The organism is Sphingopyxis jiangsuensis (genome assembly GCF_016734905.1).
GTDB classification, from domain to species: Bacteria; Pseudomonadota; Alphaproteobacteria; order Sphingomonadales; family Sphingomonadaceae; genus Sphingopyxis; species Sphingopyxis jiangsuensis.
The window spans coordinates 1-21660 of record NZ_JAERPO010000005.1 but is presented as its reverse complement, the minus strand read 5'-3'; the positions used below and the strand labels follow the sequence as shown (position 1 = coordinate 21660).

The window sequence follows — 21660 nt, the reverse complement described above, 5'->3', positions numbered from 1 at the left end:
CGAGATGCGGATCAGCGATATTTCGGTCTTTCCGGTCTGGGCCGGCTATCGGAACATCTGCCTTGTTCGCGTTGCGACCGATGACGGGATCGTCGGCTGGGGGGAATCGGGGCTGTCCGGCCGCGAACTGGCCGTCGCGGGGATGATCGATCATTTTCGGCCGTTCCTCATTGGCAAGGATGCGCGGCATATCGGGGCGCTCTGGCAAGAGATGTACCGCGGCCAATATTTTGAGGGTGGCCGGACGATTACCGCAGCAATGTCTGCCATCGACATCGCGCTCTGGGATATTGCGGGCAAGGCGCATGGCGTTCCGGTCCACCAGCTGCTCGGCGGCAAGCAACGCGATCATATTCCTTGCTTCATCACCAGCACGGCAGAGCATGGCGACGCGCTCGTCGCCGACATGGTCGCGCTGAAGGAGCAAGGGTGGGACTGTATCCGGGCCACCGTAGGCGATGCCGCAGGGCCTACGACTTACGATCCCCGCCGCGCTATTGCCATAGCCGCCGCCGCGCTCGAAGCGGCCCGCGCGGCGCTTGGCAGCGAGATCTGCCTGGGCATCGACTTTCATCACCGGCTGCAGGTCGCCGAGGCCGCGTCATTCTGCCATCGGATGCCGCCCGGTACGATCGATTTTCTCGAGGAACCGATCCGGCAACAGAGCCCGGGGGCTTACAGCGCACTGCGCCAAATGTGCGACATACCCTTCGCGATCGGCGAGGAGTTCGCATCGAAATGGGATTTCGCTCCCTATATCGAGGGAAAGCTGACCAATTTTGCGCGCATCGACATTTGCAACGTCGGCGGGTTCACCGAAGCGATGAAGATCGCCGCCATGGCGGAGACCCACTATATTGACGTGATGCCGCATGATCCGCTCGGTCCCGTTTGCACGGCGGCGACCATCCAATTCTGCGCTGCCATTCCCAATCTGTCTTGGTGCGAGGTCGACCCCTATGGCGTCGATACGTCGGTCTATGACCGGATGTTTCCCAAACGTCCTCAGTTGGAAACCACCCGCTTCGCTGTGCCGGACGCGCCGGGACTGGGCATCGAGGTGGACGAGGACGCGGTACGCGCGGCAAAGTTTGAGTTTTGGGAACCGCCGCGGCGCTACAAGCCCGATGGATCCTATACAAATTGGTGATGCGGCGCCAATTCCCACGGCGGCACGTGATGCTGGCAGCCGTGTTCGTCAGCGTTGTCATTAACTATCTCGACCGTACGAATATGGCGGTGGCGGCCGTCGCATTGCGGTCCGACCTAAAGCTCTCGCAATTCGATCTCGGCATCATATTTTCGGCTTTCGCCTGGACCTACTCGATCCTCCAGATCCCGGGCGGACTGCTGGTGGATCGTATTGGGCCCCGCGTCCTTTATCCCATCCTGCTGGCAGGCTGGTCCCTCGCCACCATTGTCCAGGGCTTCGCGGGATCGCTTTTGCTGCTCATACTCTGCCGGGTCATGGTCGGGGCGTTCGAAGCACCTTCCTTCCCGATCAACAATCGCGTGGCGACCAGCTGGTTTCCCGAGGACGAACGGGCTGGCGCGATAGGCACCTACACTGCCGGCCAGTTTCTGGGTCTTGCGGCCCTCGCCCCGATCCTCTTTGCTGTTCAGGCCCTATGGGGTTGGCGCATACTCTTTTTCCTGTGCGGGGCGGTCGGCTTGCTCTGGGCCTGGATCTGGTATGCGCTCTATCGGGACCCACTCGAAGATCCGAAACTGGGAGACGAGGAGCGAGAGCGGCTCCGGAAGGGCGGCGCCATGCTCGAATGGCGTCCGAGCAATCCGGCAGCTGGGGAAGGGACTTTGCTTGGATCGCTAGGTTCCGGCCTTTTTCACCGCAAGCTGGTCGGACTTTATCTCGGGCAATTCTGCATCGGTAGCGTGTCGATCTTCTTTTTGACCTGGTTTCCAACCTATCTCGTCGAAAGTCGCGGAATAGCTCTCGACCGGGCTGGGTGGATGACCGCTTTGCCCTTCCTTGCTGCGATGGTCGGCGTCCTTTTCGCGGGCCGCCTGTCCGACCGTCTCGTCCGCCGCGGCGTCAGTGCAAGCGCAGCGCGCAAGGCGCCGGTATTGCTGGGGCTGCTCCTTTCGAGTTCGATCGCCCTCGCGGCTTTTGCACGCAACGACGGCGAGGCCATTGCGCTTATGTCGCTGGCCTTTTTTGGCAACGGAATGGCATCGATCGCGTGGGTGTTCGTGTCCCTTCTCGCCCCCGAAGGGCGCGTGGGGGCGGTCGGCGGGGTGTTCAACTTTTGTGGCGGGCTTTCGGCGGTCGTGACGCCGATCGTGATCGGGGCGCTTCTTTCGCGGTATGACTTTGATCTCGTCCTTGTATACATGGCGGGATTGGCAATTGTCGGCATTGGCTCATATCTGCTGTTGATCGGCAAGGTGGAGCGCGTGCTGTCGCGGCGTTGAAAACAGGGAAGAGACATGATGATGGCGGCATCGGAAGTAATCGGTATCAGGCAACAAATCGCCGATCGCTTGCGCGGGGACATTATTTCGGGCGCGCTCGCTCCCAACCAGAAGGTCACCGAAGAATCGCTTGCGCAGCGATTTGGCGTTTCGCGCGGTCCCATCCGCGACGTTCTGCTCGAACTGTCCAAAGAGGGTCTGCTTATCACGCGCGCCAATCGGGACACGCGCGTCAACGATATTCCGCCGCCCGAACTGCAGGCCCTGATGGTCCGCTTGCGGCTCGATATCGAAGCCTATGCCATTCGGCGCGTTGCCAAGCAGGCGTCGCCGGAACTCATCGAGCGTCTCGAGGCCGCGGTGGCGGAACTGTCACGCCGGCTGCGCGAAGGCGATTTTACCGAGGTTACCAAGGCGGACATCGCCTTCCACCGAACGATCGTCTTCGAAGCGGGAGGCGAGGATCTCGCCAATCTCTGGCAGCCTGTGATCATGCGGATGCGCATGAACTACCAACGAATTACGACGCCGGATCAGTCGATCGGCGAGCATGAGGCTATCCTCGAGGCGATCCGATCGGGCAATGCGAAACGCGCCGAAGAAGCATTACGCGACAATATTCGCTGAGCGGTGGATCAGTTTCCGGACAGCATTTTTTCGCAGGGCAATTGGGTGCTTTCGGCGAGGTCGGGATTGGCCGTAACCAGAAATGCGCCAAGATCGACAATTTGCTGGCCGCCCGCGAGGTGGATGGTCACTCGGCCATCGCCGCGGGCGAGGTCGACGGGCGATATGGCGTCGATACAATAGAAGCGCTCTACATCGTCGAGTTGCACCTCTGCGAATAGCGCATGCGGATAGGGCGGGCTGGCGCTGCCCACAATGGCATTGATTCGTGCTGATGCCCCGGGCGTGCCCGAGCGAGCGAAGAAGCCGAGCGTTACGCGCTCGCCCTTGGAGATTTTGCGGGTCAGCGATGCGTAACCCGCACTGTCCCATATATTAGCTCCGGCGCGGTCGATCGACGCCCGCATCATCGCGCCGCCAGGGCTGCGTTCCGCCGCCGTTTTCGAAATTTTCGCGTCTCCGTAGAATGTCCAAACAGGCTGCGATGGATCGGTCGCGGCTTCTTCGCGGGCGCTTGTTTCCCCCAAAGGAAAAGTCGCCGCGACGCAAAGGAGCAGGATGCGAGCCCTGTCGGCAGATTTCCCAGTCATCAGATTTTCTCCCATCGCCGTTGCATTTTTGCGCCGATCAAGACAGACGTTTGGTTGACTGTCAACAATTGACTATCTGGGAGGTGACTGTGAAGAATGTGTGGTTCAGTCCGATTCTGCTGATCGGAGCGGTCGTGGCGCCCGAAGGAACGGTCTTGGCGGAGGGCGGACGCGATCCGGCTCCCATCACTCTCCAAACCCTTTGGGACTTTCAGAATGGAGAATTGCCGGGCGGTATCGCGATGAACAATGCCAGCGCGGTTCCGACTGGCGATCACGGCGGCGATCGGGCTCTCCACGTGCACCTTAATGCACGCGATCACATGTACAGCGGTTTCTCGATATCCTTCGACCGTCCGCGCGACTGGGACGTCGGAAATGAGGTCGGATTGGCGCTGGACCTCAAAAATCCAGGCAATCGCTCGATCCAGCTCTATCTCGAACTGAGCGATGTCTCCGGCAAATCCTTCACGCGTAGCGCCGTCGTCGCGCCCCGCGGGGACGCCACCTTCTATGCGGTTCTGAAGGGCGGCGAACTCGCGCTGGAGTCGGGGCTTCGCGAGGCGCCGTCGCGCTGGCGCTCCGACGCTTCGCCCTTCATTTGGATGTGGGGGACCAAGCAGCTCGATCTGAAGAACATCAAGGCGATGTCGATCAGTGCGATCGGGCTAGACGCAGATCGCGCTTTCCTTGTCGACAACATCCGCCTCGTCCGTCCGGCGGCGATCGACGCCGGTCATCTCACGGCGATCGTCGATCGTTACGGGCAAGCTGCGAAATTCGATTTCCCCGGCAAGGTCGTTTCGGTCGATGCGCTGCAGGGCGATGCGCAGCGCGAAGGGGCCGAACTCGCAAAGAGCCGGTTTCAGGATCGCAGCCGGTTCGGCGGATGGAAGGTGGGGCCAAAGCGTGCTGCGACCGGATTCTTTCGGACCGAGAAAATCGATGGAAAATGGTGGCTGATAGACCCCGAGGGGTATCTGTATTTTGCGACCGGTATCGACAATGTCCGGATGTCCAACCTCAACACGATGACCGGAATCGATTTCGATGAGGCGGCGATCGTACAGTGGACGGCGACCGACGTGATCCCGGAAGACTCGCGAGGGCTCGAGCGCGTGCCGGACGCCGCATTGCCAAGCCGCTATGTGCGATCTCCGCTTCGGCGATCGATGTTCGAATGGCTTCCGAATTACGATGAACCTTTGGGCGGGCATTTCGGTTATCGGCGCGAAGTCCATCAGGGCGCGGTTCCGCGCGGCGAAACCTTCAATTTCTATCGCGCGAACCTCGAACGAAAATATTCGGGCGACGAAAAGCATTTCATGGGACGATGGCGCGACGTCACGGTGGACCGAATGCTCGGCTGGGGCTTTACGTCATTCGGAAACTGGTTGGACCCGTCCTTCTACGGGAACGGGCGTTTGCCGTTTTTCGCCAATGGATGGATTATCGGCGATTTCAAGACCGTCAGCAGCGGCGACGACTATTGGGCCCCGCTTCCCGATCCCTTCGACCCCGAGTTCGCCCGACGAGCCGATGTGACGGCCGCCCGCATTGCCGAGGAGGTCGCGAACAGCCCGTGGTGCGTAGGGATATTCATCGACAATGAAAAAAGCTGGGGGCGGATGGGCAGCGTGGAGGGACAATATGGGATCGTCATCGACACATTGGCCCGCTCCGCTGAACAAAGCCCGGCAAAACAGGCTTTCACTCGCCTGCTCCGAGACAAATATGTCCAGATCTCGAAACTCAATTCGGCGTGGGGCACGCAAATTCCGAACTGGGAGTCGCTAGGCTCCGGCTTCAAGGCCGTCCAGCATAATGCCGCGTTGGAGAGCGACTATGCCATGCTGCTCGAAGCATTTGCCGCGCGATATTTCGAGATCGTCCGAGGGGCGTCGAAGCGCTTCATGCCTAACCATCTCTATCTCGGGGTCCGTTTCGCCACCTGGGGTATGACCCCGGAAGTCGTGCGCGCCGCCGCTCGATATACCGACGTTCTTAGCTACAATGAATATCGTGAGACACTCCATGAGGAGCAATGGTCGTTTCTCCGTCGCCTCGACAAGCCGTCGATCATAGGCGAGTTCCACATCGGCGCTCCCGATGCGGGTCTTTTCCACCCGGGCCTCGTGATGGCGAGCGATCAACGCGAGCGCGCGCTCATGTTCGAATCCTATATGAACAGGATCATCGAGCACCCTCAATTCGTCGGAGCGCACTGGTTCCAATATATCGACTCGCCGCTCGCCGGCCGCGAATATGACGGTGAAAATTACAATGTCGGTTTCGTGTCGGTCGCGGATCGACCCTATCCGGAACTGGTCGAAGCGGCAAAGCGCGTAAATGCCGCTCTTTATCGAAAGCGCTTCGCTGCTAAAGCGGAAGGCTATTGACAACTGTTAATTGTCAACAATAAGCATGTCGGCAAGGGCTGGGTATGATGCGGCCTATCAGGGATGGGGGATGATATGCGTTTGCAATCTGCGATGCTGAGTGCGGTAGCTGTGCCTGCGCTCGCTTTGGCGATGGTCGGCCAGGCGCGGGGGCAAGAGGCGCCCGCGGACGAAAACGCTGAAACGGCGCAATCCGACGCACAGATAGCCGGCGACGAGGACGATGATGCCATTGTCGTGACCGGTTTCCGCGCCAGTGTCGAAAAGTCGATCGATGACAAGCGCAAGGCCAGGAAAATCGTCGACACGATCAATGCCGAAGACATCGGCAAATCTACGGACAAGAATATCGCGGACGCGCTCGGGCGCGTGACAGGCGTGAGCGTGAACAGCGACAATGGCGAGGGGCAGACGATCTCGATCCGCGGTTCCAACCCGCAGCAGAATGTCATCACCTTCAACGGCGTGACGCTTGGCGCAACCGATGCCAGCCAGGCCGTGAACCTCTCCAGCTTCTCGTCGAACATCCTGTCGAAGGTCGAGGTGATCAAGACGCCGAGCGCCGATGACGAAGAGGGCGCGCTCGGCGGTCTCGTCAATCTCGTCACCCTGCGTCCGCTCGATGTCGCGAAGGACGTTGCGGCCTTCGGCGGCGAGCTTCGTCGTAGCGAACTCGCCGACCGTTGGGACTATCAGATCTCCGCCGCCGTCTCTAAAAAGCTCTTCGACGAAACGCTGGGCTTGTCGCTCAATGTGTTTCGCGAGACCTTTTCGGTGCGCCGGGATCAGTTTCGCGCCGAGGATTATCAGGTGCGAACGGTCGACCAGGCCACATCGACCTCGGGCGAAATATTGAACGACGTGACGGGCATTGTGCCTTTCTTTTCCAATTATGACCTGTTTCAGAATCGCCAAACGCGGTGGGGCGCCGATTTCACGGCGCAGTGGCAGCCGAGCGACCGAACAAATATTGTCCTCAACTTGAGCTACAACTCGCAGCGCTTCGACAACCGCCAGGATTCGGTGCGCACGCGCATCGGTGATTTCGCTCCGCTGGTTGCGGGCGAGCCATTCCAGGGCGACGGCAGGATTGCGCCGGAATCCGATCCGCAGGCCGATTTTTTTACGTTCGACCCCGAAAGCCGCACGTTCGTCAAATATCTCAACCGCTTTGCGCTCGGAGACATTTCGACGGGGATCAACAATTTCAAGAACGAGAATGTCATCGGCTCGCTGGACTTCGAACAGGAGCTGAGCGACAGGTTCCGTGTATCGGCGAACATCGGCTATTCGCGCGCTCGGCAGCTTCCAGGCAACAATATTTTTGTGAATGCCCAGAATTTTCGCAACATCAACGCCTTCCTGCTTTTCAACACGCCTGTGTCGGCGCTGGAACCGGCCGGATTTGATTGTACGGGCGGGCCCTGCCGGCTCGTCGGCGGCGAGGGATTCGTCGATTATGGCGCGCTCGTCGAGCCTCGCGCGGACCTGAGCCACATCTGGGACAATAGTTCCAGCACGGGCTTCAATCCGGACGATCTCGCCGCGCAGAATCTCGCCTTTGTGTCACGGACCGTCAACGACATCGAGGACGAACAAAAAAGCGCGCGGCTGGACTTCGACTGGGATGTGGATTTCGCGGGCATCACGCGGTTCGAGTTCGGCGGTAAATTCACTCGCAGGGACAAATTTGTCGATACGCAGACAGGGACGTTCGCCCAGTTGGGCGTTGGCCAGATCATCATCAATCCGATCACCGGCCTGCCTTCACCGGCGCCGGGCGGCATCTCCGACGTGCCGGCTTCTTTTTTCGCGCGCCCGCTGGTCGATGCGCAAGGCAATATGGTGCCGCCGCCGGTCCAAGGCGGCCCGAACCCGGTCGCACCCTATCCGACCAACCTCGGCGTGACCAACTTCCTGTCCGGTCTTGGATATGGGCGTGATAATTTCACGGACGGCTTTCTGACGTTCGATCCCTTGGCGGCCTTTACCGCCGCGCTGGGGACGCCAACGGCCGAGTTCATTCCCGACAATACCCAGACGCGCGGCGCGCGGCTCGATAACCTTGCCCTATATGCCAAGGCAAATTTCGAACTGTTCAACGAGCGGCTCGTCGGCGACATAGGGCTGCGGTGGTTCCAGACCGACGTCAAGACGCAGGGCTTCTCGGGTGTGCAGTTCGCCGTGGATCCCGGAAATGTCGGCCGTATATTCGACCCCATTTCGCTCGCGCAATATCGCAATCCTGCACTGGCACAGTGCCCCGCAATTCAGTTCTCCGGAAGTCCGGAGGGTATATTCTTCGACGAAACGCGCTTTGCTCGCGTCGATGGGCTTGGATATAATCTCAACGGAACAGGCGATTATCGCGACGATACCCCGATTCCGGCGACCAACCCCTGCTTTGACCCGAACGCCGTTGAAGGGTCGCCGTTTGCCAACGAATTCTTCCTCTATCGCTTCTCGGACGTGTCGACCGAACGCAACTATGTCTACGACAGGACCGGGGGGATTTCGGCGGACGGCCGGACGCTGCTCAGTTCGGGTGATCGAAGCTTGCGTAGCTTTGCGGTGACCGGCGAACATAGCTACAATCGCTTTCTGCCGAGCCTCAACCTCAGCTACATCATGAACGATGACATGATCGTTCGTTTCGCGGCGTCGAAAACGATCGCGAGGCCTCAGATCGACTCGCTGCGGCCCGGATTTCGCCTGGCGGAATTCCAGGAATTCTCGTTCCAGGCGCCCGGTAGCAATCAGCCGCGCCCAGGCAATACGATCACGCTGTTCAACACCAATCTGGATCCGCTGGAGTCGTGGAATCTCGACCTGTCGTTCGAGTGGTACTTCAAGCCCGGAAGCCTTCTCTCGGTGGGCCTTTTCGCCAAAGAACAGACAAATTTCGAAGAAAGCCAGCAGCTTATTACCTATGCGCGCGACCTGCGCGACCTCGGGCTCGACCCCAACGATCCCCCGTTCGATTCCTCCACCCTCGTTGTCAACGAGGCGAATCTGGACACCGCAACCTGTTTCCCCCGGCGATTCCAGGGAAATCCCAACTTCAATGCGGGCAGCTATATTTATTCGACGGCCGCGACAGATCTCTGCAATCTGTTCGTCACATCGAGCATCGTGAACGGAAAAGGGGCCTCGATCCGCGGCGCCGAAGCACAGTTTACGCATAGCTTTACGTCGCTGCCCGGGCTGCTTGGCGGCTTCGGTGTGTCGGCCAACTACACCTTCCAGGACAGCAAGTTCGACCAGCAGGCGTCGACGATCGATCCCAATGTCCTGTTGCCGGCCTTGCCCGTGACCTTTACGCCGCGCCATACCTTGAACGCTACGCTCTTCTGGCAGCGCGGAGGCCATCAGGCACGCCTGGCGTTCCAATCGACGACCGATGTGCTGGTTCAGCGCAGCTTCGGGAGCGGTTCGCTGTGGCAGGAAGGTCGCCGGACGTTGGATTTCTCGGCCGCGGTGGCCGTGCATCCCAACATTTCCTTCACCTTTGAAGGGGTTAATCTCACCGACGAACCGGTGCGGACCTATTTCACCAGTCGTTTCTTGCGGGTCGGTGATCCGGCAGCCGGCGGAGGCGCCCCGACGCCCTTCGACGAGGGTAACGCAATCGGCGGGAATGCCCCCAAGTCCCGGACGGTGCAGCTTTACAATACCGGTCCGATCTTCCGGGTCGGCGTCCGAGCGCGCTTCTGAGCGACGACCCGTCTCCTGACGGCTCGAGCCGCCGACGGTTCGCCATCGTCGGCGGCGGCGCCGCAGGCTGGATGACGGCGCTTATGTTCGCCAGAGTCCTGGCCGGGCGGGTCGATGTGACGGTGATCGACTCCGATCGGGTCCCCACCATCGGCGTGGGGGAAGGATCCACTCCAAAGCTCCGGGCCTTTTTTGCTGCCATGGGCATCAGCGACGAGGAGTGGATGCCGGCGTGCGAGGCGAGCTACAAGGTTGGCGTCGAGTTCGCCGGTTGGTCCGACTATCCGGGCCATAAATCCTATTTTCATCCCTTCTTCGCGCATTTCGATCGCGATCATGTGAAGGGCCTTGCGTTCAACGCCGCGTTGCGCCGACAAGGTATCGACTTGCCCGCGCATCCCGATCTGTTCTGCTACAACCGGTTTGTCGCACAGAAACGGCTTTCTCCGCTCGTGCCGGATCGATTTCCGTTCGACATCCAATATGCCTATCATTTCGACGCAGCCCTGCTCGGCAACTTCCTCCGGCGCAAGGCGATGGATGCCGGGGTCCAGCACCGCGAGCGCCATGTCGAGGCCGTGGCGCAAGGCGCCGACGGAGCGATATCTGGACTTCATCTCGATGGCGGCGAGATTTTCACCGCCGATCTCTATTTCGACTGCACCGGTTTTCGGGCTCTGTTGAGCGAAGAAGCGCTGCATACACCTTATGTCAGCTTCGCTGCCGCTCTGCCGAACGACCGGGCGATCGCGATCGCGACGGCGGCCGACGCCGACCTGCCCCCGCAAACGACGGCCACGGCGCTCGAAGCCGGATGGGCATGGTCGATTCCGCTTCGATCGCGAACCGGGCACGGATATGTCTATTCGTCCCAGTTTCTTTCGGACGACGCCGCCGAGCGCGAATTGCGCCGCCGGATTGCGATCGATGGCGGCGATGCGCGCCTCGTCCGTATGAGGGTGGGAAGGCTCGAACGAAGCTGGACGAAGAACTGCGTGGCCATTGGGCTGGCACAGGGCTTTATCGAACCTCTTGAGGCGACCGGACTGGCGCTCACTCAATTTACGGCAACGCGCTTTGCGTGGCACTTTCTGACGAAAGGCACCGACCCGCAGGTTGCAGACGCCTTCAACCGGGAGGTGGCCGACGCATTCGACAGCGTTCGCGACTTCATCGCGGCCCATTATCTTACCAGCAGCGGCCACCAAACGGAGTATTGGGACCATTGCCGCGCGAATTCGGCAGCGCTGTCGGATAATATCAAGGCCGTGTTCGAGTCCTGGTTCCGGGGCGAAGCGATCGAACCGGTACTGACGTCGCGGCGAATGACGCAATATTTCTCCGCCAACAGCTGGACCTACATGCTCTGCGGAAAAGGGGTGTTTCCGCGGGTGACCCAGCTGAGCCCCCCGGATCCCTCGGTTGCCGAGAAGGTTCCCGTCGCGAGCATCGGACGTTTCATCGAGCGCTGCTTGCTCAACCATGAAGGCCATGCGGCGACATTGGAAGCGCAACGCGGCGCCTCGGGGGGGGCGGCATGTCCGCAACCTGCCGAAGCGCTCCGTATCTTGTGCGCCAATGGGCTCAGCCTGGAACCTCTGCAGTAGAAAGAAGTGGCCGTGCGGATCGGGCGCGGTGGCTCGTATGTCGCCAAAGCGACCGCCAAATCAGTTTGTCAAAGATTGATTGTTGACAATCTACGATGTGCTGCTAGTGCATCGTGGATAAGAAGCAGCAACATCCTTGGGAGGGTGACCATGAGGACCAATCGCATCAAATTCCTGTTGTCGGCCGGCGCGTTTGCGATGTGCGCGGCAGCGCAGCCGCTTTGGGCGCAAGCGGCAGACGACGGCGCCGAGTCGGGTGACGACGCGATCATTGTCAGTGGTATTCGCAAGTCGCTCAGCGACGCAGCTGACATCAAGCGCGAAGCGAGCGGCGTCGTCGATGCGATCTCCGCCGAAGACATTGGCAAGTTCCCCGACGCGAACCTTGCCGAGTCGCTCCAGCGCATTTCGGGGGTCTCGATCGATCGATCGAACAATGAGGGCAACCAGGTTACGGTTCGCGGCTTTGGGCCGGGCTTCAACCTCGTGACGCTCAACGAGCGCCAGATGCCCAATTCCTCCTCGCTCCAATCTGCCGGCATTTCGCGCAGCTTCAACTTCCGGGATCTTGCTTCGGAGGGCGTGTCGGCGGTCGAGGTCTACAAGACCGGCCGCGCCGATATCGTGTCCGGCGGGCTCGGTGCGACAATCAACATTCGCACGCCGCGGCCGCTTGACACGCCAGGCTTCCGCGCGGTCGCCAGCGCCAAGGCGAACTGGGATACGAGCACCGAGGTCGGCAGCAAGGTCACCCCGGAAGTCACCGGTCTTCTGAGCACGACCTTTGGCGATGATCGCTTTGGTGTTCTCGTCATCGGTTCCTATTCGGAACGCAATTCGCGCAAGGAACGGACCGGCACACAAGGGTGGGTGCGCAATCGGGGAAATCGCGCCAATCCGAATCTCGACCTCAGCGCGATCGATACGTCTGCCAATCCGACACAGGCCTTCTGGACACCTTGGACCGTCGATATGGACGTGTGGGATTCCAAACGAAAGCGCACCAATGGCCAGATCGTCCTGCAGGCCGAGCCCGTCGACGGCCTGACGATCACGGCAGACTATACGATGTCGCGTTACAAGGAACGCACGCAGATGCACCGGATGGCGTTCTGGTTCGACCGCCCCGACATCGCCACCGCCGATGCCAACGGCACGCTGGTCGATGTGACCACACTGAACGACAATCTCGATTTCTGGGCTTGGGACTTCTACCAGTCCACCAGGAACGACTCTTTTGGCGGCAACATCAAATGGGATGTCACCGACAATCTGTCGTTCGAGCTCGATGCGCATGACTCGACGTCGCATTCCAACCCCAACACGAAGGATGGCCAGACGGCGGAAACGCTCTCGAATCTGCGAAATCCGATCGGGTCGGTCGCCTCGATCAGCGGCAATTTCTCGGGCAAGATCCCGGCGGTGAGCTTCGACGATTCCACACTCGCCGGCGGCGCCGAAAATTTCGCGAACGTCGTCTCGGATCTGTATCAGAAGCGCGGATATGAAGTTGAAAACAATATCCGCCAGATCCAGGCGGCGGGAAAATGGTCGAGCGACGACGGTGCGCTGAAGGCGATCAATTTCGGTGTCGATTACACCGATTACAAGGTTGATACGTTGCTCAGTGCGACCTTCCGCTTTGTCAACGTGCCGCTTGGCGGACTCGATTTCTCCTTCGTGCCGCGCGGCAGTACGCTCGATCAGTTCAAGGGCGCCGATCAGCTTTTCCCGCAGATACCGATTTACAGCGCGACCGAGTTCGTTGGCATTGTCGAAGATGCGGGTCTGTTCGCAATCGACCCGCCGGCGCTGAACGGGGTGCGCGAGAAGACGAAATCGGCCTTCATGTCGTTCGACCTGGAAACCGATTTCAACGCCATGCCGGTCAAAATCAATGCCGGAATCCGCTACGAAAAGACGAATGTCAGCGCCTATACCGTGCAAAATGGCATCGTCGCGCTCAATTTCAGGCATCCGCAGGAACTGCAGGTTATCCGTGACACGACGCCAGCGCGGCAGGAACTTAAAGGCGATTATGATGTCTTCCTGCCCAACGTCGATTTTCGCATCGACCTGACCGACGACCTCGTCGCGCGTGCCTCGTACAGCAAGACGATCGCGCGGAGCAGCCTGTCAGCCATGTTCCCGGCCACAAACTTCCTCAATTCGCGGCCGGGCGGACCGTTCATCGTGTCGCAGGGCAACCCGGGCTTGCTTCCCTATACGTCGAACAACATCGATCTGTCGCTCGAATGGTATTACAAGCCGAGCAGCTATGTTTCGGTAGGCGTGTTCAAGAAGTGGGTCGACAATTTCATCGGGGCCGTGACCAACCGTGGGCCGGTGCTCAATGCCAATGGCGAGCCGCTGCGCGACCCCAGCGTCAATCCGCGACCCGGGTGCCCCGACTCTTCGGCAACGCCCAATCCGGCCTGTTTGTCGGCGCCTGGCGATCCGATCGTAACTTGGGACATCAATACCGTTGGCAATCTCCAGTCGGCATCGGTTCAGGGCCTTGAGGCGACGGTTCAGCATGTGTTTGGCGACACGGGCTTCGGCGTGATGCTGAACGGCACGCTCGTCGACGGCAACATCGACCTCGATCCCTACAACTTCTCGCAAATTCTCGCGCTCACCGGTCTCAGCAATTCATATAATCTGGTGGGCTTCTACGAAAAGAACGGCTTGCAGGCCCGTGTCGCTTACAACTGGCGCGACAAGTTCCTGCTGTCGCTCGGCGCGGAGCCCGTCAACACGGCCGCCTATGGGCAGCTCGACGCGAGCATCAGCTACGACATCAACGAGAATGTCACGGTTTTTGCCGAGGGGCTCAATCTCCTGAACGCGACGACGCGGCGCTATGGGCGCTTCGAGGAGCAACTGCTCGATGCCGAGCAATATGGCGCTCGCTATGCATTCGGGGTCCGTGCGAAATTCTGATCTCCTCCCTGTTTCTCTCCCCGGGGGATGGGCCTGACAACGGGGTTGCTCGCGTGCGAGCAACCCCGTTTTTTTATGCTATGGGCAGGTTGATTGTTGGGGTGCCGGAGTGACGCAAAGAGTAAGACATATCGTCGTCGTCGGCGGAGGTACCGCCGGATGGCTCACCGCCGGAACCCTTGCGGCGGTGTCACGAAGTCAACGTGCGGAACCGATCGCAATTACGCTCGTGGAATCGCCGAATATCCCGATCATCGGAGTGGGCGAGGGAACCTGGCCGACCATGCGACGCACCTTGCGGCGGATGGGTGTGCGCGAAACAGACTTCATTCGGTCTTGCAACGCGACGTTCAAGCAGGGCGCAAAGTTCGCACGATGGGTAACCGGCGACGAGCAAGATTATTATTATCACCCGCTCGTTCTGCCGCAGGGCTATTTCGAGACAAATTTGGGGTTGCACTGGCTGGAGGGTGAGAAGCAGCAATCTTTTTCGCGCAGCACGTGTCCCCAAGAAGAAATTTGCGAGGCGGGTCTCGCGCCCAAGCTCATCACCACCGCCGAGTATGACGGCGTGGCAAATTATGCCTATCATCTCGACGCCGGGGCGTTCGCGGAGTTTCTGAAAGCGCATTGCACGGAGAAGCTCGGCGTTCGCCATGTCCTCGCAGACATGACGGGTGTTCGCGCGGCGGAAAACGGGGACATCGCGGCGATTGAAACTGCGCAGGCCGGACCCATCACCGGCGATCTCTTTGTGGATTGCACGGGATTTCGCTCGCTGTTGCTCGGCGGGCATTTCAACGTGCCCTTCCGTTCGTGCAAACATATTCTGTTCATCGACCGCGCGCTTGCCGTCCAGGTTCCGTATCCGGACCCCGATACGCCGCTGGCTTCCCATACGATTTCGACTGCGCAGGGCGCAGGATGGATTTGGGACATCGGTCTTCAATCGCGGCGCGGTACGGGCCATGTCTTCAGCAGCGCGCACACCGATGAAGGGGAGGCCGAAGCAGACCTTCGGCGCTATATTCGCGCGACAGGCGGCGATGACACCCACCTCTCGGTGCGCAGAATCGACATTGAACCGGGGCACCGCGAGCGTTTTTGGGCCGGCAATTGCGTTGCGATCGGATTGTCGGCGGGGTTTCTCGAGCCGCTCGAGGCCTCGGCCATCCTGCTGGTCGAAATTTCGGCGCAATTTCTTGCAGAGCAGATGCCCGCCACCCGGGAAGCTATGGAGATCGTGGCCGACCGCTTCAATCGCACCTTCGCCTATCGCTGGGATCGCATCATCGATTTCTTGAAGCTGCACTATCTCCTCAGTCAGCGAACCGACAATGATTTCTGGATCGACAATCGCGCCCAGGCGTCAATTCCCGACAGCCTCAAAGAGTTGATGCAGCTTTGGCAATATCACCCGCCCTCGGATGCCGATTTCGACCGCGCGGTCGAAGTGTTCCCTGGCGCTAGCTATCAATATATTCTGTATGGAATGGGGTTTCGTCCCGAGTGTGGCTATGATGCGCCATCGCGAGCGGCTGCGCGTGAGGCCGATCGATATTTCGAGAGGAACCGGCAGGAAACAAGGAGCATGGTCGGCAGCCTCCCGCCAAACCGCGACCTGCTCGATAAGATCGCACGACACGGCTTGCAGCCGATTTGAGGGGACAGACTATGGTCGACGTCGTCATTCTCGACGCCGAGACGCATCACGATCTGCGGGTGATCGAAGGGAGCGGTTCCCAATTCGGCGAGAACATCCAATTCGCGCCGGTCCTTGCAACCGAATTGCGCCAGCTTGTGCTCGAATATCCGGTCTTGTTCATGAAGAATCCGGAGACGGGAAAATTTGGCCTGGTCGTCGTGCTGGGCGCCAAACCGGATGAGAACCGCTATCTCGAGGCGGATCGATGGCAATCATCCTATATTCCGATACATTTTCGGCGGGCGCCGTTTCTTGCCGTTCAGTCCGCGTCGGACGGCTCTGGCAGCGGCGCGCTGGCCATCGACCTCGAGCATATGCGCATCAGCCGCGATCGGGGCACGCGACTTTTCGACGACGCGCGGCAGCCTGGCGCTTTGCTCGCGGAAGCGCGCCGCCTCGTCAGCTTGGCGATGGCGGGGGTCCGGCCCACCGAGCGCATGATCGAACTGTTCGTCGAACGCGGCCTCGTGGTTCCGTGGCGCGGGACCGAGATTGATCCGGGTAGCGCGGCATCATTACTCTACGCCATTGACGAACAGGCGCTCGCAGAACTCGAACAGGCGGACCTCGGCGATCTTCATCGCGGCGGTTTTTTGCAAGCCGCGTTTCTCGTTGCGGCGTCGCGCGGACATTTATCGCGGTTCGCTGTCCCGACCTGAAAGCGTTTCGCACGAGAGATGCAACCCGATCGCAAGGCACTCGCCCGGTGCGAGCTCGGTAAGACCGTGAAGCGCGATCTGGGACATGATCCCAAAGGCGCCGCTCAAGTGGGTCTGGGGTTCAAGGCAAAAGCTGTCGAGCGATGGGTCTGCATATAGCATGAGATAGTTGGCCGGTCCTTCTACGCGGGCATTAAGAATGCTGTCGATCTCGGGAATCGAGACCGCAAAGCTGCGAGCCCAGCCTTCATAGCAATGATTGCGCATCGTCGCGGGGAGCGCCGACCAACTTGAGCAGTCGAACGGCCCAAAAACCTTGGCAGGCGATCCGGCGAGCCCCAACTCGGCTTCGTCCCACACCACCGCGGCGTCGAACTTCACCTGCGTTCCCGCCGTTCGCCGAAACCAGGGGTGAAACCCCAGACCATATGGCAACGCCAGAGGCGCGCGATTGGTGACGGTGAGGCTCGCGGACAGTCCCGACGCATCGATCCGGAAAGTCTGACCGGCTTGAAACTGGTAGGGGCCGATGCTTGCGTTCGCTTCGATCGAAACAGAGTCGGTGGTTTGCTGCACCACCTCCCAGGCACTTTGCCAGCCCGCACCATGGAGCGCATAGGGCTCGCCGACGATATTGGGTGCGATCCTGTGTGACTGGCCGCGCCAGTCGAAGCGATTGCCATGGATGCGATTGGCAAAGGGGACCATCGGGAACATGGCCGCCGCTTCGGCGTCGCTCGCTCCGTCCGGCAAGGGCCGCAACAGGTGGGAACCCTTGTACCGAAACGACGCGAGGCTACCTCCAATCTGCGGCGCTACGGTTGCCGAATAGTCGCCGCTGCAAATCTCAATTAATGCGGCAGGTCGGATTTGGTCAGCGCCGGACATCGGTGCTGCCGGCGAGGTAGGCGCGAATTTCATCCTCGCTGAAGAGCGAGGCATCTCCGGGGAGGGTGTGTTTGAGGATCGCCAGCGCGAGTCCAAGTTCAGCACATTCCTTGTCGTCGGCCCCGGTTAGCATGCCGTGCAATATGCCGGCGCAAAAGGCATCACCGCTCCCGATGCGATCCACAATCCCGGTAAGCAGGATTTCGCTGGTCTGTACCTCGCTGTCCCTGCGATCGATCCGCGCCGAGAGCGAATGCCGGTCCGCCTCGGCTGCATGCCGGGCGGTCGAGGCAAGGCACTGAAGCTGCGGAAACATGTCGAAGGCCGCCTTGGCGGCCGCCCGGCGCCTGGCGGCGCCCGTCTCGATGAAATGTCGGCCGCAAAGTAGCGAAATATCGTTGTGATTTCCGAAGATGAGGTCGGCCCGCGACAGGAGATTGTTGAGTATGGGAACCGGATCCATGTTGCGACGCTTCCAGAGGCTCGGCCGGAAGTTGCAGTCGAAAGCGATGCGGATCCCCCGTTCGCGGGCGGCGGTCAGACAGGCCTCCAGCGCCGCCGCTCCGCGTTCGCTAACCGCTGCGGTGATGCCCGACACATGGAGCCAGGTTGCGCCGCCCAGCAGCGCTGGCCAGTCCCATCCGCTTGGGTCGGCCTCAGCAAATCCGGAAGGAAACCGGTCGTAAACAACTTCGCTTGCGCGCGCGCCGGCCCCGCGTACGACCAGATAGAGCCCGAGGCGACCTTCTCCGCGACGGATATGCCGCGTGTCGATGCCATTCTGGCGGAGAAGGCGGATGGCGCCCCGGCCGAAGCTGTCGTCGGGTACATGCGACGCAAGCCGCACTTCGTGGCCGAGTTCCGCCAGCTGCGCAAGAACATTGGCTTCCGCCCCCCCCACCCAGCAATCGAGGCGAGGTGTCTGCAGCGGAAGCTCGGACCCGGGAGGCGACATGCGCAGCAATATCTCGCCAAAGGCTGCGACCGTCATGTCGTTTCTCCGGCAGCTCTCCACGCTTCCACATAGGATAGCGCCCGCTCCTTCACCTCCAATGCCGACATGCCGGGCCTGAAAAGACCCGAACCGAGCCCGAAGCCGGCCGCTCCCGCCGCAACCCAAGCCGACACGGACTGGGGTTCGATTCCGCCCACCGGGAGGACTGCGGTTCGCGTCGGCAGGACGGCACGGGCCGCCTTTACCCACGCCGGCCCGATGGTTTCGGCGGGGAAGAGTTTGAGCGCTGAGGCGCCGGCCTGCAGGGCCGCCATCGCTTCGCTCAGCGTTGCGATCCCGGGCAATATGTCGTGACCCCGTGCCGCAGCAAAGCGGATGAGTTCGACGTCGATGTGCGGGCTGACAATCAACTGGCCGCCGGCCGCACCGACGCGCTCGACCTCGTCCTTTCGGATGACGGTTCCGGCCCCGACGATGGCACGCCCTTTGACGTGGGCCGCGAGGCGGGCAATGCTGTCGAACGGCGATGGCGAATTGAGCGGAACCTCGATCAGCCGCAATCCGCTCTCGATCAGCGCGTCGCCGATGGCTTCCACCTCGTCCGGTGTGATTCCCCGCAGAATGGCGACGAGGGGCATTTCGCCCAGCGCGTCCGAAAATGTCAGCGTCATTCAACCTGCTCCCAAATATAGGCGATCCCCGCGGCAAAGGCGGCGTGACTATCGGTCAGGCGAGAGGCGATGCCCATCGAAGCGAGGGCCTCGGCATAGAGGCTGCCCAGCTTGTCATCGGCAAGCAGATAGATGGTCTCCGCCTTCGCATGCGCCCGGCAATCGGCGCCTATAAGCAAGCCGCTTGCATAGGACGCCCAAGAACGGCCCGGCTCCGTGCCCAGCATGGCTCCCGGCCTGATCGAAAACAGCGCGCCCAACAGGTCGCCGGCTTCCGAATCCGCGACGCCGCGGCGAAAATCCACGTCGGGCCGCACGTCGCCCTGCAACGCGTCGCCGATCAATGCGTGTTCGCGCAGGAGAGCGAACATTTCGCCAGTCATTGCGGTGGTGAAACGGTCAAGCCGCCCATCGGACAGCTGCGCCCATTTGCAGTGCGTCCCGGGCTGGCACAAGAGGCCGTCGGGGGGCGCAAGCCCGCTGACGGCGGCGCCCAATATCTGCACCTCTTCGCCGCGCATGACGTCGGCTCGTGGGCCGCCCATCCACCGTACGCCCGGGATGAGCAAAATGTCCTCCTCGGGACGAAGGGCGCGGCGAGCCAGCGCGGCAAGGTCGGTCGGGGCATCGACGTATCCCGCATCTATCCATCCGCGGTTCGAGCCGACCATCCCCGCCAAAATCATGGGCAATCCCGGGAATCGCGATCGAAGCTCCGCTATCGCGTTCGGATAACCTCCGGGCCGGATCGCACGAATTCCGAGGCCGTCACGTTCGCTGTACGCCAGTCTCCCTCCGGAGAAGATGAAGAATCTGCGATTGGTCGTGCCCCAATCGACAGCCAGGAAATCGCTACGATCTGTCATTGGCCGATGCGCCCCGCCTCAATAGGCGAGATAGACGCTGCGCTTTTGCAGATAATTCTCGAGGCCATATGGTCCGTCCTCGCCGCCGATTCCGCTGCGCTTGTGTCCGTTGTGATAGCCGTGGAACGATCCCGAAATGCCCTTGTTCACGAAAACCGTTCCGGTTTCCAAGCGATCGATAAAATGGTGAACCATGCTGTTGTCGCGCGTCCAGACATAAGCCGACAGGCCGTCGTCGCGTGCGTTCGCCAATTGGATGGCTTGTTCGGCATCGTCGATTTCCAGAATTGGCAACACCGGCCCGAAAACCTCGTCGCGAAACACCGGAAGATTGCCATTGGGGCAGGAAAGCACTGTCGGCGCCATCCAGTTCCCCGCCTCGAGACCAGCCGGAGCAGACCAGTTGTCTCCGACGAGAATCTCGGCACCCATCTCGATGGATTCGGTCACGAGTGATCGGATGCGCGTCTGCGCCTGCCGGGTCGCGAGCGGCCCCATTCCGGGATTCGACATCGGGTGTCCGATCGCGATCGCGCTTGCAAGCTCGACCAGACGCTCGGTGAAACGTGCGGCGATCGATCGGTGGACAAGGACGGCTTCGCTACAGATACAAACCTGGCCGCAGTTCGCGAAACGCGCCTGCGCGGCCGCGGCAGCCGCCGCTTCGACGTCGGCGTCTTCCATGACAATGAAGGGCGCCTTGCCGCCCAGCTCCAGACACAAGGCCGCGAGGTTGTCGGATGCAAGCCGCGCAACGCGTTGCCCTGCCGCAATGCTTCCCGTCAACGTGATGAGCCGGGTCCGGCGACTGGACACAAGCGCTGCGCCCGTAACGGCGCCGTCGCCGGTTACCATGTTGATGACGCCGGCCGGGATGCCAACGTCAGCGACAAGGCGGCAGAATTCGGCTGCGGTCACCGGGGTAGCCTCATGCGGCTTGATGACGATCGTGTTGCCGGTCACCAGCGCCGGTCCGACCTTGCGACCGATCAGTGCGAGCGGATAATTATACGCGCAGATCGCAACGCACACGCCATAGGGCACCTTGAAGGTCATGAGCCGCTCGCCGGGGCCGTCCGCGGGCATGATATCTCCGCGTATCCAGCGCGCGGACTGCGCTGCATATCGCATGTAGCCAATGGTGTCGTCGACTTCCGCGAGCGCTTCCCGGAGGGTTTTTCCTTGCTCGCGGACGAGCAGTTTCGCGAAATGTTCGCGCTCTGCCTCAAGGCGCTCGTTGAGCGCTTCGAGATAGGCCGCGCGCTGCATCGTTGTAAGCGCCGCCCATTTCGGGTGGGCTGCCTCGGCGGCCGCGAGCGCCTCTTCGCAATCGGATGCGTTGCAGGCAGGGACTTCGGCCCAGGCCTTGTTGTCGGCCGGGTCAAGAACCTCGATGCGCTCGCCGCCGGAGCCGTCGGTCCAGCGACCGCCGATGAAGCTGCGATAGTAAGTGGTCTCGGTCATGGATAAGCCTTCAGATAACCCTGTGGGGGTTGAGGGATTGGAAGTTGAAGGAGATGCCGTTTCCTGGGGTGTTGGGTGCTTTTGCGTTTCCGTTTTGGATGTGGAGCGGCTGGATTGTGTATTGGTCGATGGGGAAGGA

15 protein-coding genes are annotated in these 21660 nt (G+C 60.8%); 9 read left to right on the top strand and 6 right to left on the bottom strand.

What is annotated here, in order from left to right; genetic code table 11:
* Positions 1-4: 4 nt before the first annotated feature.
* Genes JI743_RS15085 through JI743_RS15075 form a run of 3 tightly spaced genes read left to right on the top strand, consistent with a single transcriptional unit; the run spans position 5 to position 3060 of the window.
* A complete protein-coding gene (locus JI743_RS15085; RefSeq protein WP_201929495.1) occupies positions 5-1150 on the top strand; it encodes a mandelate racemase/muconate lactonizing enzyme family protein in 1146 nt (381 codons plus the stop codon).
* A gap of 29 nt (positions 1151-1179) precedes the next feature.
* A complete protein-coding gene (locus JI743_RS15080) occupies positions 1180-2433 on the top strand; it encodes an MFS transporter (RefSeq protein WP_201929494.1) in 1254 nt (417 codons plus the stop codon).
* Between the two features lie 15 nt (positions 2434-2448).
* Positions 2449-3060, top strand: coding sequence for a GntR family transcriptional regulator (locus tag JI743_RS15075; protein WP_330903019.1), 612 nt, complete (start codon positions 2449-2451; stop codon positions 3058-3060).
* A gap of 8 nt (positions 3061-3068) precedes the next feature.
* Here the strand turns inward: JI743_RS15075 and JI743_RS15070 are convergent, their stop codons facing one another.
* Complete coding sequence (locus tag JI743_RS15070) at positions 3069-3470, bottom strand: hypothetical protein (RefSeq protein ID WP_201929492.1); 402 nt, start codon at positions 3468-3470, stop codon at positions 3069-3071.
* A 56-nt stretch (positions 3471-3526) separates the two neighbouring features.
* Here JI743_RS15070 and JI743_RS15065 point away from each other — a divergent pair, with 56 nt between their 5' ends.
* The 6 genes from JI743_RS15065 to JI743_RS15040 all read left to right on the top strand — a co-directional run bounded on the left by JI743_RS15065 (position 3527) and on the right by JI743_RS15040 (position 16677).
* Complete coding sequence (locus JI743_RS15065; RefSeq protein ID WP_201929491.1) at positions 3527-6049, top strand: beta-galactosidase; 2523 nt, start codon at positions 3527-3529, stop codon at positions 6047-6049.
* A 63-nt stretch (positions 6050-6112) separates the two neighbouring features.
* On the top strand, positions 6113-9763 hold the full coding sequence (locus JI743_RS15060) for a TonB-dependent receptor (protein WP_330903014.1): 3651 nt from the start codon (positions 6113-6115) through the stop codon (positions 9761-9763).
* Complete coding sequence (locus JI743_RS15055) at positions 9760-11370, top strand: tryptophan halogenase family protein (protein WP_269090325.1); 1611 nt, start codon at positions 9760-9762, stop codon at positions 11368-11370. Before JI743_RS15060 ends, JI743_RS15055 begins: the two co-directional genes overlap by 4 nt.
* Positions 11371-11520: 150 nt before the next feature.
* Entirely contained in the window at positions 11521-14313 is a 2793-nt protein-coding gene (locus JI743_RS15050; protein WP_201929485.1) for a TonB-dependent receptor, read from the top strand.
* Between the two features lie 109 nt (positions 14314-14422).
* A complete protein-coding gene (locus JI743_RS15045; protein ID WP_201929483.1) occupies positions 14423-15976 on the top strand; it encodes a tryptophan halogenase family protein in 1554 nt (517 codons plus the stop codon).
* Positions 15977-15987: 11 nt separating this feature from the next.
* The gene (locus JI743_RS15040; protein WP_201929480.1) at positions 15988-16677 is read left to right on the top strand and encodes a SapC family protein; all 690 of its coding nucleotides are present in this window, start codon (positions 15988-15990) and stop codon (positions 16675-16677) included.
* Here JI743_RS15040 and JI743_RS15035 read toward each other — a convergent pair.
* The 5 genes from JI743_RS15035 to JI743_RS15015 are packed head-to-tail and all read right to left on the bottom strand — an operon-like array spanning position 16651 to position 21521.
* Positions 16651-17565, bottom strand: a complete 915-nt coding sequence (locus JI743_RS15035) for an aldose 1-epimerase (protein ID WP_236660070.1) — start codon at positions 17563-17565, stop codon at positions 16651-16653. The two genes, JI743_RS15040 and JI743_RS15035, sit on opposite strands and share 27 nt — an antisense overlap.
* On the bottom strand, positions 17552-18556 hold the full coding sequence (locus JI743_RS15030; protein WP_201929476.1) for a sugar kinase: 1005 nt from the start codon (positions 18554-18556) through the stop codon (positions 17552-17554). Before JI743_RS15030 ends, JI743_RS15035 begins: the two co-directional genes overlap by 14 nt.
* Positions 18553-19191 carry a 2-dehydro-3-deoxy-6-phosphogalactonate aldolase gene (locus JI743_RS15025; RefSeq protein WP_201929475.1) on the bottom strand — a complete coding sequence of 213 codons (639 nt, stop codon included), beginning with the start codon at positions 19189-19191 and terminating at the stop codon, positions 18553-18555. Before JI743_RS15025 ends, JI743_RS15030 begins: the two co-directional genes overlap by 4 nt.
* Positions 19188-20057: a 2-dehydro-3-deoxygalactonokinase gene (locus JI743_RS15020; protein ID WP_201929473.1), complete on the bottom strand. Its 870-nt coding sequence runs from the start codon at positions 20055-20057 to the stop codon at positions 19188-19190. The genes JI743_RS15025 and JI743_RS15020 overlap by 4 nt, the downstream gene beginning before the upstream one ends.
* A gap of 18 nt (positions 20058-20075) precedes the next feature.
* Positions 20076-21521, bottom strand: a complete 1446-nt coding sequence (locus tag JI743_RS15015) for an aldehyde dehydrogenase family protein (RefSeq protein ID WP_201929472.1) — start codon at positions 21519-21521, stop codon at positions 20076-20078.
* Positions 21522-21660 lie beyond the last annotated feature (139 nt).

Coding starts and splice junctions, on each gene's coding strand:
- JI743_RS15080 (WP_201929494.1), top strand. CDS start 1,180: ATGCTGGCAGCCGTGTTCGTCAGCGTTGTCATTAACTATCTCGACCGT.
- JI743_RS15085 (WP_201929495.1), top strand. CDS start 5: ATGCGGATCAGCGATATTTCGGTCTTTCCGGTCTGGGCCGGCTATCGG.
- JI743_RS15040 (WP_201929480.1), top strand. CDS start 15,988: ATGGTCGACGTCGTCATTCTCGACGCCGAGACGCATCACGATCTGCGG.
- JI743_RS15065 (WP_201929491.1), top strand. CDS start 3,527: ATGTCCAAACAGGCTGCGATGGATCGGTCGCGGCTTCTTCGCGGGCGC.
- JI743_RS15060 (WP_330903014.1), top strand. CDS start 6,113: ATGGGGGATGATATGCGTTTGCAATCTGCGATGCTGAGTGCGGTAGCT.
- JI743_RS15015 (WP_201929472.1), bottom strand. CDS start 21,521: ATGACCGAGACCACTTACTATCGCAGCTTCATCGGCGGTCGCTGGACC.
- JI743_RS15020 (WP_201929473.1), bottom strand. CDS start 20,057: ATGACAGATCGTAGCGATTTCCTGGCTGTCGATTGGGGCACGACCAAT.
- JI743_RS15030 (WP_201929476.1), bottom strand. CDS start 18,556: ATGACGGTCGCAGCCTTTGGCGAGATATTGCTGCGCATGTCGCCTCCC.
- JI743_RS15070 (WP_201929492.1), bottom strand. CDS start 3,470: ATGATGCGGGCGTCGATCGACCGCGCCGGAGCTAATATATGGGACAGT.
- JI743_RS15075 (WP_330903019.1), top strand. CDS start 2,449: ATGATGATGGCGGCATCGGAAGTAATCGGTATCAGGCAACAAATCGCC.
- JI743_RS15025 (WP_201929475.1), bottom strand. CDS start 19,191: ATGACGCTGACATTTTCGGACGCGCTGGGCGAAATGCCCCTCGTCGCC.
- JI743_RS15050 (WP_201929485.1), top strand. CDS start 11,521: ATGAGGACCAATCGCATCAAATTCCTGTTGTCGGCCGGCGCGTTTGCG.
- JI743_RS15035 (WP_236660070.1), bottom strand. CDS start 17,565: ATGTCCGGCGCTGACCAAATCCGACCTGCCGCATTAATTGAGATTTGC.